General features: G+C 69.5%; 10 protein-coding genes. 3 read left to right on the top strand and 7 right to left on the bottom strand.

All coding sequences use genetic code 11. The features are described from left to right. Positions 1-30: 30 nt before the first annotated feature. The gene (locus IAE24_RS10600) at positions 31-1335 is read right to left on the bottom strand and encodes a DUF445 domain-containing protein (RefSeq protein WP_081816128.1); all 1305 of its coding nucleotides are present in this window, start codon (positions 1333-1335) and stop codon (positions 31-33) included. Between the two features lie 121 nt (positions 1336-1456). Between IAE24_RS10600 and IAE24_RS10595 the strand changes: the two genes are divergently transcribed. After that, the gene (locus tag IAE24_RS10595; RefSeq protein ID WP_013804396.1) at positions 1457-1714 is read left to right on the top strand and encodes a DUF3297 family protein; all 258 of its coding nucleotides are present in this window, start codon (positions 1457-1459) and stop codon (positions 1712-1714) included. A 78-nt stretch (positions 1715-1792) separates the two neighbouring features. On the opposite strand, the gene IAE24_RS10590 is transcribed toward IAE24_RS10595, so the two are convergent. After that, positions 1793-2668 (bottom strand): ChaN family lipoprotein, encoded by an 876-nt coding sequence (locus tag IAE24_RS10590; RefSeq protein WP_199960517.1) that lies wholly within the window; start codon positions 2666-2668, stop codon positions 1793-1795. A 160-nt stretch (positions 2669-2828) separates the two neighbouring features. Here IAE24_RS10590 and IAE24_RS10585 point away from each other — a divergent pair, with 160 nt between their 5' ends. Next, positions 2829-4727, top strand: coding sequence for a type IV pili methyl-accepting chemotaxis transducer N-terminal domain-containing protein (locus tag IAE24_RS10585; protein WP_199960516.1), 1899 nt, complete (start codon positions 2829-2831; stop codon positions 4725-4727). A 28-nt stretch (positions 4728-4755) separates the two neighbouring features. After that, positions 4756-5427: a response regulator gene (locus IAE24_RS10580; RefSeq protein ID WP_012203037.1), complete on the top strand. Its 672-nt coding sequence runs from the start codon at positions 4756-4758 to the stop codon at positions 5425-5427. A gap of 27 nt (positions 5428-5454) precedes the next feature. Here IAE24_RS10580 and IAE24_RS10575 read toward each other — a convergent pair whose 3' ends face one another. The 5 genes from IAE24_RS10575 to IAE24_RS10555 all read right to left on the bottom strand — a co-directional run bounded on the left by IAE24_RS10575 (position 5455) and on the right by IAE24_RS10555 (position 11958). Beyond that, on the bottom strand, positions 5455-6045 hold the full coding sequence (locus IAE24_RS10575) for a retron system putative HNH endonuclease (protein WP_199960515.1): 591 nt from the start codon (positions 6043-6045) through the stop codon (positions 5455-5457). 2 nt (positions 6046-6047) lie between these two features. After that, complete coding sequence (locus IAE24_RS10570) at positions 6048-7472, bottom strand: AAA family ATPase (RefSeq protein WP_199960514.1); 1425 nt, start codon at positions 7470-7472, stop codon at positions 6048-6050. A gap of 129 nt (positions 7473-7601) precedes the next feature. Then, entirely contained in the window at positions 7602-8861 is a 1260-nt protein-coding gene (locus tag IAE24_RS10565) for an MFS transporter (protein WP_199960513.1), read from the bottom strand. Then, the gene (locus tag IAE24_RS10560; RefSeq protein WP_199960512.1) at positions 8858-9937 is read right to left on the bottom strand and encodes a class I SAM-dependent methyltransferase; all 1080 of its coding nucleotides are present in this window, start codon (positions 9935-9937) and stop codon (positions 8858-8860) included. Before IAE24_RS10560 ends, IAE24_RS10565 begins: the two co-directional genes overlap by 4 nt. 26 nt (positions 9938-9963) lie before the next feature. Next, positions 9964-11958, bottom strand: coding sequence for a TonB-dependent receptor (locus IAE24_RS10555; protein WP_199960511.1), 1995 nt, complete (start codon positions 11956-11958; stop codon positions 9964-9966). Between the last annotated feature and the right edge of the window lie 110 nt (positions 11959-12068).

Here is a 12068-nt window from a genome sequence, read left to right as displayed (position 1 = left end):
TGGCCCGCAGGCAACATCCTGATACGAAGATCAGGACCACAGCCGCCCCGCATTGGAGACCAGGAACAGCACCAGCCCCACGGCACCGCCGACCACGGTGCCGTTGATGCGGATGTACTGCAGGTCCTTGCCGATGTGCAGCTCGATCAGCTCGGACAGCTCGCGCGCATCCCAGCGCCGCACGGTATCGGCGATGTGCTGGGCCAGGAACTGCGAGACATCGGGCGCCAGCGCCTGAGCCCAGCGCTTGAGGCGCTCGTTCATGGAGCTGCGCAGCGCCTCGTCGTGCGCCAGCGACTGGCCCAGCCAGCGGCCCATGGCGGCGGTCTTGCGCGCCACCTGCGAATGCTCGTTGGCCAGGTCCGCCTGCAACTTGGCGCGCAGGCCCAGCCACAGCGCCCGCAGGTAGCCGGCCAGCTTTTCGTCGTGCAGCAGGTAGTGGCGCAGCCGCTCGGCGCGCTCTGACATGGCGGGGTCGGACTGCAGCCGCGTGACCAGCCGGTCCACGGAGGCGTCGAAGGCCTTGCGCATGTGGTGCTCGGGATTGCTGGCGATGTCCTGCAACAGGCTGTCGAGCGCGCCCGCAATGGCGCTGGCGCCCTTGTCGCTGAGCCAGTCCGTGGGCAGCATCTTTTCCTTGAGCGGATGCTCGCGCTTGAGCCACAGCACGATGGTCTGGGCGATCAGCACATGGGTCTCGGCCTCGCGCAGCACGCCGCTGACGCGGGCCAGCACGTCGTCCAGCACGGCCTGGTGGCGGCCGTCCTTGGTCAGCCCCGACAACAGATCCGCCGCCGCGCGGGGCAGGTCCACCTGGGCCAGCAAGGCCTTGAATGCCTGTGTCAGAAAGCGCTCCACCTGCCGGTCCTGCACCATCTCCAGCGCCGCCAGCGCCAGCCGCGCCACCTGCCGCCCCAGCAGGGTGCTGTTGGCCGGCGTGGTCAGCCAGCCGGCCAGCACGCGCGCGGGATCATGGCGCTCGATCAGCGCCACCAGCGAAGGGCCGTCCAGGAACTTGTCGCGCACGAAATTCGCCAGGTTCTCGCCGATGCGGTCCTTGTTGCGCGGGATGATGGCCGTATGGCGCCCGACCAGGGGCAGCGGAATGCGCCGGAACAGCGCCGACACCGCAAACCAGTCGGCCAGCGCGCCGACCAGCGAGGCCTCGGTCACGGCCTTGATGCAGGCCAGCCACAGCGGCACCTGCTGCCAGTGCCCCGCCGCCACGGACGAGGCCACGAAGCCCAGCGCCACGAACAGCAGCAGCGCCAGCGGCAGGCGCTTAGCCGACTTCAGTGTTTGACGTTGCTCTGGCGACAGCATGGAGCGCAGCATACGACGCCCGTCCGCCATCCGCATGACGATGCCTGCCGCCAAAGCCTGTCAGCCAGCGCCTGCCTGCGAATTGCGCGGACAATACCGGCTTTCTTCAGAACCCTCTTGCGAGAACAAGACCATGACCGACGCCAACGCACCCGCCGATCGCCCCGCACTGCCCGACCACCTGTCCATCGACCCGCGCAGCCCGCACCATGTGGCCGCCGTGTTCGAGCACGACATCGGCATCCGCTTCAACGGCAACGAGCGCTTCGATGTGGAGGAATACTGCGTGAGCGAGGGATGGATCAAGGTGCCTGCCGGCAAGACGGTGGACCGCAAGGGAAAGCCCCTGCTGATCAAGCTCAAGGGCGCCGTGGAAGCTTTCTACCGCTGATTTCCTGCGCCTGTGCCGCCACAGGCTTGAACGGCCGGTCGCAAGGCCGGCCGCAACCTCTTCAGGAATCAGCGGGCTTCAGCCCGCATCGGCCCGCGGCGCCGGCGGATTCCTGAACTTCTCCCGCAGCTCGGCGCAGTGGTCCTTGGCGGGCAGGGCATCCGTCTTCTGCAGCCAATCCACATCCGAGGCCTGCGCCACCGATGTCTCCCCCGCCTGCGCCACGGCCACCTTGGCGCCTGCGGCCTCGGGCAGCCAGCTGGGAATGCCCACGCCGCGCAGCACGTGGCCGCGCCCGGCCACCAGCAGCACGGTCTTGCCGGGCTTGACAGCGGCCCTGGCCACCTCGGCCATGCTGGCATCGCGGGCCAGCTGGATGCGGGCCATGGGCACCAGCTGGGTGTCGGGCAGCAGGCCGCAGTGGCCTTCGCGGATGGCGTCGAGCTGGCGCTGCCAGCCCTCGGGCGGCAGGTGGGTGTCCAGGTTCTCGTTGCGCATGGCCTGCTTCATGTCGGCGCGCGGCAGGTTGCCGCCCAGCACGGGCACGCCAGCGCGCACGGCGGCCATGACCACGCCGCGGTAGCGCGGCCAGGGCCAGGCCGCGTCCTGCCATTGCAGGGCCTGCTGCACCGCGTCCTCGGATGCATCGCGCGCCAGGCTGGCCGTGGAGCCGGTGCGCGGCGCCATCTCGATCACCAGCGCGGCCAGGCGCTCCTGTTTTGCCAACTGCTCCACCGTGGCCTGCTGCCAGGCCTGGTGGGCGACCGCATCGTGCTGCTCGCCCAGCAGCACGATGGGCGCGTCGGACCAGCGCTGCAACTGCTGCGTCCAGTCCCGCGCCGGGGCGGAGGAGCTTGCGCAGCCGGCAAGGGCTGCCGCCAGCAATGCGGCCGCAGCCAGGCCGGCAAGGCGCGGGGTGCGGATGAAGGGGCGGGGGATGGAGCGGACTTGCATGGCCCCATGCTAAACACTGGCCTCGCCCGGGGACGCCATAGGCCCTGTGGGCATTGGGGGCAGTTGAAAGGATCCTAGGAATCGGGGCGGTGCACGGCGCAAACGGGCGGCGCTTGATTCAGGTCAAGACGCGCAAATGTGCCGTGGCTACAGTGCAACCATGCATGGCAAGCCCTCGCTTTCGACCAAGCTGCTGCTCATGGGCGCAGCCTGCCTGCTCGCGGCCGTGGCCTCCATTGGTTTCACGCTGTGGGTGGCCTGGCAGCTGGAAGGCGGCGCGGCGGCGGTGAACGAGGCCGGGCGGCTGCGCATGAGCATGGTGCGCATGGCCATGGCGCGCCAGAACGAGGCGCCTGCGCAGTGGCAGGAGCGCGCACGGCAGTTCGACGCCAGCCTGGACCTGCTGCGCAGCGGCGACATGTCGCGGCCGCTGTTCGTGCCCTGGAGCGATGCGGTCAGCGCGCGCTACGAGCGCATACGCGGCGACTGGAGTGCGCTGCGCACGCAGTGGCAGGCCGAGGACCATGTCGATGCGCAGGCCATCATGAGCAGCGCCGATGCCTTCGTGCGCGAGGTGGACGGATTCGTCGAGGCCATCGAGGACCGGCTCTCGCGCTGGACGGCCATCCTGCACCTGTTTCAGATGTGTCTGATGGCGCTGGCCATCATCGCGGCCGTGAGTTTCATGGCCACCAGCTACTGGCTGGTGCTGCATCCCGTGGGCCAGCTGCGCTCGGCGCTGGAGCGCATGCGCCGCGGACACCTGGACACGCGCATGAGCGTGGAGGTGGATGACGAGTTCGGCCAGCTGGCCGCAGGCTTCAACCTCATGGCCCAGTCGCTGCAAAGCTCGCACGCCGAGCTGGAGGACAAGGTGCGCGAGAAGACCGCCAGCCTCAATGTGCAGCACCAGCAGCTGCAGGCGCTGTACGCGGTCAGCGTGCAGGCGTCGGAGGCCGCCAGCCTGCAGTCCCTGGCCGAAGGCTTTGTGCGCCAGGTCCGCCTGGCGGCCCAGGCCGATGCGGCCACGGTGCGCTGGTCCGACGAGGCCAACGAGCGCTACGTGCTGCTGGCCGGCGACGGCCTGCCCCAGTCCATGTCGGTGCAGGAGCACTGCCTGCACACGGGAGCCTGCCTGTGCGGCCAGCCGCGCGAGCAGGCGCGGCTGCGCGTGATCCCCATCACGCCGGCCAGCGACCTGCAGCTGCCGCACTGCCGCGAGGCCGGCTTCGAGACCGTGGTCAGCATCCCCGTGCAACTGCAGCAGCGCCTGCTGGGCGAGGTCAACCTGTTCTTTCGCTCCACCGTGGTGCTCACGGACGACATGCGCGACCTGCTGTCCGCCATGGCGCGCCACCTGGCCAGCGCCATGGAAAGCCTGCGCGCCACGGCGCTGGAGCGCGAGGCCGCCGTGGCCGAGGAGCGCGGCCTGATCGCACGCGAGCTGCATGACTCCATTGCCCAGTCGCTGGCCTTTCTCAAGATACAGACCCAGCTGCTGCGCGACGCCGTGGCCAAGGGCCGCGACGAGGCGCGCGACCGCAGCCTGGGCGAGCTGGAAGTGGGCGTGCGCGAATGCTATGCCGACGTGCGCGAGCTGCTGGTGCATTTCCGCACGCGCACCAGCGCCGAGGACATCGAGGCCGCGCTGCGCGCCACACTGTCCAAGTTCGAGCACCAGACGGGCATTGCCACCTCGCTGAGCATGACGGGCCAGGGCCTGCCGCTGGCGCCCGACGTGCAGATCCAGGTGCTGCACATGGTGCAGGAGGCGCTGTCCAACGTGCGCAAGCACGCGGGTGCCAGGCATGTGGAGCTGCGCGTGGGGCGCCACCCCTGGCGCTTCGAAGTCTGCGACGACGGCTGCGGCTTCGTCCCCGCCGCCGTTGCGCCGGACTCGCTGCATGTGGGCCTGGGCATCATGCGCGAGCGCGCCCTGCTGGCCCAGGCGCTGGTCCATGTCCATTCGCGCCCCGGCGAGGGCACGCGCGTGCTGATCGAGCTGCCGCCGTCGGCCTCGGCCGGCGCGCCAGCGCAGGCCCTCCCCTCGAACGCGTGACACGCTCCCGCAAGAAAAAGACCGCCCCATGTCCTTCTCCAGCCCCATCTCCGTCTTCGTCATCGACGACCACACGCTGTTCCGCCGCGGCCTGATCGCCCTCATCGCCCAGGACGCAGGCCTGCGCGTGGTCGGCGAGGCCGGCGACGCGGGCGAGGCACTGCGCCTGGTGCCCGCGCTGGCGCCCCAGGTCATCCTGCTGGACAACCACCTGCCCGGCGTGCTGGGCGTCGATGCCATCGCGGGCCTGCGGGCCGCATCGCCCGGCAGCCGCGTCGTCATGCTCACCGTGAGCGAGGACGGCCAGGACCTGGCGGCCGCGCTGCGCAACGGCGCCCAGGGCTATCTGCTCAAGACCATCGACGGCGACCTGCTGTCCGAGGCCCTGCGCCGCGCCGCGCGCGGCGAGCCCGTGGTCAGCCCCGAGATGATGGGCAAGCTGGTGGCGGCCTTCCAGTCCCAGGGCGCGCCCGAGCCCCAGGCGCCCGAGCCGGACGAGGCCCCGGCCTCGCCGCTGTCCCCGCGCGAGGAAGAGGTGCTGGTCCAGATCGCCCGGGGCGCCAGCAACAAGGAAATCGCCCGCACGCTGGACATTGCCGAGACCACGGTCAAGATCCATGTGCAACACATCCTGCGCAAGCTGGGCCTGAGCTCGCGCGTGCAGGCGGCGGTGTATGCGTCGGAGCGGCAGCGGGATTAGGCGCTGCAAGAGAAAGAACGCAGGCGGCTACAGCGCCGTTGCCAGCATGTGGCGATACGGTGCCAACTGCAAAAAGGCTTGAATGCCATCCGGCGCTTGCTGCAGGATGGCAATGCTGTTCGCCAGCCAGCGTCTGCGCTCATCCACCAGATTGGAGTCGGCGTTCAGGCCCAGCATGTCGCGGGTCTGGGTCACGCGATGCCGCTGTTTGCGATTCAAGCCTGGACGAGGCTCGATGGTTCCGTCGGTGGACAGCGCCCACTGTGCATTGCAGCCAGGGCCGGGTTCTATGGGCAGCAGACCATTCTTCTTTTTCTGCCCACAGGTCTTGTGGTTGATGCAGCTATGGCCGTAGTTGGTGTAGGTAAAACACAGGTGCGGATGCGCGTTGCGGCCCGCCTTGGGTTTGATGTGCTCCACCTGCCCGTCCTCTGCATCCAAAGCGCTTTCGCAATAGACGCACAGACCTCCCTGGTCCTGATTGAGGTCGGCTTTGACGGCCGCTTTGACGGCGCGGAATGCCAGACTGTCGAAGTCAGCGACTGTGGCAAGCGGGGTTGCCGCGACGAAGGCCGTGAGAGACGCCGTAGGAATGGCGCGATGTTCCAGTTCCACCATGGTCAATGCGCCCTGCCGGTATTGCGTGCGGCGAGGAAGCGCCAGGTGGCCAGATCGCTTTCATGGAATTGATAGCCCGCTTGCTGCAAGGTGACGCGCAGGGCCTGCGCGGCTTCGGTCTGCTCCTGGCCTTCACGCACCAACTGTTCGTATTGGCGGATGTCGTCTTGCAGTGGCAACGGCGGCTCCCGGTGGGTTCCCATGATCTTGGCCAGCGCATCGCCCGATTCATGGGCCAGCGGGCTGAAGTCAGGCGTGCGCACGCGCAGGCGGCCGTCGTGCTGCTCCAGGATACGGATCTTCTCGCGCCGTACCGAAGTCAAGACCTGCGGACTGTGCGTGGTGACAATGAATTGCGTCGCCGGAAAGGTGCGCATCAGGTCATCCAGCACGCGCTGCTGCCAGGTGGGGTGCAGGTGCAGGTCGATTTCATCGACCAGCATGATGGCCGGAGCGCTCATGGTCAGCGCGTGCTGAAACGGCGCATAGCTGCCTGGATCATGCTCATCCAGAACAGATGTTGCGTGTATCAGAAACTGCTGGTGCGCGTGGATGTTGCCGTACTCGGCATACCGGTTGGCAATGGCAAGCCGCCGCGCAAAGTCGATGGCCAGCGCCAACATGCTTTGATAGCCCTGGCTCAACTGGCTGACCAGCAGCTCGGCCCCATCGCTGGCGCGCTCCAGAACGAACTTGTGCCGTGCATTGAATTGGGGGTTGCGAAAGGCTCCGCCCAGCAATAAAACCACGGTGGCGCGCACCGCTTCCAGCGAGGAAAACGGCTTGTAGTTCTCGCCCGTCACGCCCTTGTTTGAGCGCAGTTCGGAAGACTCCTCCTGATCGAACCAGGCCAGCATTTCCCGGAAGTCGCTGCGGGGGTTGAAGCAATCCACAAGCGCGGATGTCGGGTGTTCGTAGTTGTTCTTTGCGGAGCGCAGACGCTCAGGCACCTCGATGTGGCCTCTGCTTGCCCCGTAGTAGGTGAATACGGGCGTCGGAGCCGGACTCTCTGTTTTGTAGCTGTCGGTGATCGAATTCAGGTGCTCCTTGAGAGCCGTCTCGCCCCATGTCTGTGCGGGTTTCCGTCCCTTGCCGCTGGCGGAAGGGCGCCAGTAATCCCAGCGCAGATCACCTACGGTGGTGGTCATGATCTGTGCGTAGTCGGCCGTGCTCCATTGCGCTTTTCCGCGTGGTCCTGACAAGGCCTGAAGGCGAAAGTCCGAGTCCTTGATGCCACGGCCTGTCAGTCGCTGGTCTGCCGAGGACAAGTGGGTCAGCACAGGGGTCAGTCCGCTGGCAATGCCATCCAGAAGTGCCGTCTTGCCCGCACCGTTTTCCCCCACGATGACCGTAAGGCGCGGATCCAGATCCAGCGTGAGGGATTCAAAGCAACGGAAGTTGTTGAGCGTGACGGATTTCAATCGCATGGCGCATGCCTTCGTTTCAAACACGGGGCAGCCGTGGGATGCCGGCTGGTTCGTGAACAGTGGAAATTGTGCACGTGAATGCCGCCGGCTTCTCATCCCCCGCCACGCATGCTGGCAGAGGCCAACGGATCATTGCGTTCCAGCCGTCCCCGCATCTCCTTGCACCCACCCATCCCCCGCACACCGCAGCGCCCAGACCCAGGCCAGCGCGGCCGCCACGGTCAGCCCGGTGAGCATGGCCGCTGCTCCCACGGCGTCCAGTGCCACGCCGGCCGCCAGCGGCACCAGCATGCGGCTGGCGGCAAACAGACTGGCCTGCAGGCCGTAGTCGAAGGCCTGCCAGCGCGGGCGGGCGAATTGCATCATCAGTCCGAAGACGCAGGCCGAGGAGGCGCCCATGGCTGCTGCCACGCAGGCCACGGCCGCGACCAGGCCCGGGGCCGGGGCGCCGGCTGCGATGACGGCGGCCAGCAGTGCCAGCGCCGCCACGTTGCAGCCCGCATACAGGGGCAGGGCGCGCCGGGTGCCCAGGCGGCGCGTGAGCAGGGGCGAGGCCGCGCCCGCCAGCGCAGCCACCACGCCGCCGCCCATGCCGGCCAGCAGGGCGGCCTGGGCGGGCGCGAAGCCGTGGTCCAGCATCAGCGGCTTGAGGTAGAACCAGGCCGCGCCGATGAAGGGGAAGTAGCTGACCAGCACCAGGGTCCAGCGCCAGGCGCCGGGCTGGGCGCCATAGCCGCGGACCATGGCGGCCAGTCCAGCTTTGGGCACAGGCAGCAGCAGGGGCGAGGGCGCATCCCCGGGCTCATGGCGCACCACCCAGGCCAGCAGCAGGGCGCCCAGCGCCAGCGCGCCGGCCAGGCACAAGAAGGGCGCGCGCCAGCCCCATTTCGCCTGCATGAGCAGCATCATCCCGCCGCCCACGATGGCGCCCAGCGACAGCGCCGCTGCGCGCACGCCCCCGGCGCGCATGCGCTCGGACGCGGGCAGCAGGCGGATGGCCAGGGCGCTGACGGGAATGTCGGCCCAGGTGGCGGCCAGCGCGGCCGCGAAGGCCAGGCCGAACAGCCACAGGCGCTCGGCCAGCAACTGCTGCCAGCCCAGGGCCAGCAGCACGGCCGCATAGGCCAGGCACAGGGCCAGCGCCCAGGCGCGGTAGCGCGGCTGGCCGTTCGCGCTGCGCGCTTCCACGGGCGCGGCCAGCGCGAACTTGATCAGCGCGGGCAGCCCCGCCAGCTGGAACAGGCCGATGGCCGTGCCCGACCAGCCATGCTGGCGCATGACCAGGGGCAGGCCCAGCCAGAGGTAGACGCTGGGGGCGGTGAGCGCCAGGTGCAGCCAGCCAAAAAGTGCCTGGAGCAGCCAGACAGGGCGGGGAGCTGCGGCCGTCATGGCGCGGCCTTGCGGGCCACGAGCACGGCCAGCGGCGCCATCGGAAACTCGCGCGACTCGATGCGTTCGATGCGCTCGAAACCCGCCTGCGCCAGCAGCGCCTGCAGCTCGCCGCGCCGCGTCACGCTGCGGCCCAGCAGGCGCATGGGCAGGTAGTAGGGCAGGGTGCGCAGGGCGGCTTCGGGCGTCTCACCCACCTCGGCATGGGCGCAGACGAAGACGCCGCCGGGCGCCAGCGCGTCGAACACCTTGGCGACCACGGCTGCCGCATCGGGCACGAAGTGCAGCACGGACGAGCACCAGACCAGGTCGTAGCCGCTGCCTATGCCGTCCATGGCCAGGTTGCCGCCCAGCGCGGTGAAGCGGTCGGACAGGCGGGACTGGCGGGCGTTGTCCGCCGCCACGGCCACGGCCTCGGGCCAGTCGAAAACGCTGGCCTGCAGCGCGGGCTGCTGGCGCAGCAGGGCCAGCGCAATCCAGCCGGGGCCGCCGCCCAGGTCCAGCATGCGGCGCGCGGCACTCGCACCGGCAGCGACCTCGGGCACCTGGCCCAGCACCTGCAGCGCGGCAGGCACGCTGACGGCGCGCTGCTCCTGGCCGATCTGGGCGCGCGCGGCGGCGGCCCAGCCTTCGGCATTGCCCGTGGCCAAGGGGGCGCTGCAGGCCGAGCCGTCCCCGGCAGGGCCGTGCTCGACCAGGCCGCGCAGCAGCGTGGCGGAGTGGCGCAGCGAGCGCAGGCGGAACAGCCAGGCCGCGCCGCAGGACTCGGGCGATGCGCTGTGCAGGTAGCGCAGCGCATCGGTGGCCAGCAGGTAGCTCACGGGCTCGTGCTGGCCGCGCCGCAGCAGGCCCATGCTCCACAGCAATTCCAGCCAATGGGAGGTATTGGCCTCGTTCCAGCCCTGGGCCTGGGCCAGCTCGGCCGGCGTCTGGGGCGTGGCCAGCCGGTCCAGCGCCCCCGATTCGAGGGCCAGCACCAGGGCCTCGGCCTGCACCTGGGCGGCGGCCAGATCCCACAGCGGTTGCAGGGCGTGAGAGGGGGCGTGGGTAGGGGATTCACAGCGGGGTGTATTCATCGGAAGGTCCTTTTCACGAAAGGGAGTCACATGCGCCAGGTCAGCCGCACGCCGAACTCGCGCGGCGGGCTGTAGACCACGACCTGGCCGTTGAGGTAGCCCACGGCGTCGTAGCGGCGGTTGGCGGCATTGCGCAGGTAGGCGGCGATTTCCCAGGACGCCTGGGCATAGCCGGCCGACAGGTTGAGCAGCCCGTAGCCGGGGCGGCGGTAGGCGTTGGCGGCGTCCAGGTAGACCTTGCCCGAGCCCTGCACGGCGGCCTGCGCCCACCAGCGGCCGGGCGCGTCGTAGCGCAGGGCCACATGGGCCGTCATGTCGGGCGCAAACGGGTTGCGGTGGCCGTCGTAGACGGCGGCGCCGTCGCGGAAGCTGCCGAAGCGCGTGCGGTTCAGGCCCAGGGCGGTCTGCAGCTGCCAGCCGCCGCCGAACACATAGTCGAGCTCGAAGTCCGCACCCGTGGAGCGCGCCCGCGCCGCATTGGTGATGTAGACCACGCCCGGCAGGCCCATCTGCTGCACCTGCATGTCGCGCACCTGCTGGGTGTAGACCGAGGCCGCATAGCGCAGGCGCTGCCCCAGCAGCCGGCCCTTGGCGCCGATCTCCCAGGCGCGCACGGTCTCTGGCTCGTAGGCCGCATAGCCCATGGCCGGAGAGAACACGTTGAAGCCGCCCGCGCGGTAGCCCTCGCTGAGGCTGGTGTAGATCTGGCCCTGGGGCGACCACTGGTATTGCAGCGAGAGCTTGGGGCTCAAGCGCGACCAGTCGTCGCTGCGCGCCGCCGCGCCCACGGGGGCCAGTTCTACGCGGTTGCGCTCCACGCGCGCGCCGGCCGCCAGCGTCCAGCGCTCGGACAGCGGGACGGTCCAGTGCGTGAACAGCGCCGCCGTGCTGCCCTTGAGTCCGGCCGTGGGCCGCATCAGCGCGGCGGGCAGCTTTTGCTCGTAGCGCAGGTCATGGTCGTCGCGGTCCAGGTACAGGCCGGCCAGCCAGCGCGCGTTCCACAGGCCTGCGGCCTCGCCCTCCAGGCGCAGTTCCTGCGAGGTCGTGGCCAGGCGGTAGTCGCGCCGCACGTGGAGCAGGTCGGCGCGCTGGAAGTCCGTGTCCTGCAGCACGCGGTCGTCGAAGACATTGCGCGCGGTGATGGAGCGCAGCCGCAGGCCCGAGGCAAAGCGGTGCGAGACATCGAGCGACAGCGTCTGCCCGCGCGAGCGGTTCCAGCTGTCCGTGCCCGAGTTCACCGTGGCGCGCGGCGCGGCAATGCTGCCCCATTGCGCGGCGCCGTCGTCCCAGCGCTGCTGGGCGTAGCGCAGCGTGGCCTCGGTCTCGGCCGTGGGCGTCCAGCGCAGGGCCAGGCGGCCGCTGGCGCGCTCGCGGTCGTCCACGCGTGCTCCCGTCGCCTGCTGGCGAATGAAGCCGTCCTGCGCGCGCCACTCGCCCGACAGGCCGATGTAGAGCTGGCCCGGCACCAGGGCGCGGCCCAGCTCGAAGCTGCCTGCGCGCTGGCCGTGGTTGCCGGCCTCGGCGCTGATCGATGCATAGGGCGCGTCGCCCGGCTGGCGCGTGACGATGCTGACCACGCCCGCTTCGGCATTGCGGCCGTACAAGGTCGATTGCGGGCCGCGCAGCACTTCCACGCGGTCCACGCCCTGCAGGTTGTGCTCGAAGCCCTGGGCCATCAGCGTGGGCACGCCATCGACCAGCAGCAGCGTGGACGAGGAGAACGACACGAAGTTGGCCGTCAGCCCGCGCATCACGGGCGGCTGCACGCCCGACTGGCCGAAGGCCTGGAACACAAAGCCCGGCACCTGGGCGGACAGCGCGTCCAGCCCGCGCACGCCGGCCGCCTCCAGCGCCGCGCCGTCGAAGACGGAGACGCTGGCGGGCACGGCGTCCAGGCTCTCGGCCTGCTTGTTCACCGTGACCGTGATCTCGGGCAGGGTGGCTTCGGGCGCCTGGCCCTGGGCCGCCACCGTGAAGGGGGCCAGGGCCAGCGCGGCCGGCCAGCGAAGGGGGAATGCCATGGTTTTCTCGTCCTCTCCAAAAGGGAATCTCGTTGGAGACCGATGCTAGGGAAGATGAGAATCGCTATCATTTGAAAACGTATGCGCGCCGGAGCATTTCCTATGCGAAG

Origin of the sequence: Delftia sp. S65 (genome assembly GCF_016516495.1) — a bacterium.
Classification (GTDB): domain Bacteria; phylum Pseudomonadota; class Gammaproteobacteria; order Burkholderiales; family Burkholderiaceae_C; genus Comamonas; species Comamonas acidovorans.
The sequence above is the reverse complement of the archived record's forward strand: the minus strand, read 5'-3'. Positions and strand labels throughout refer to the sequence as shown.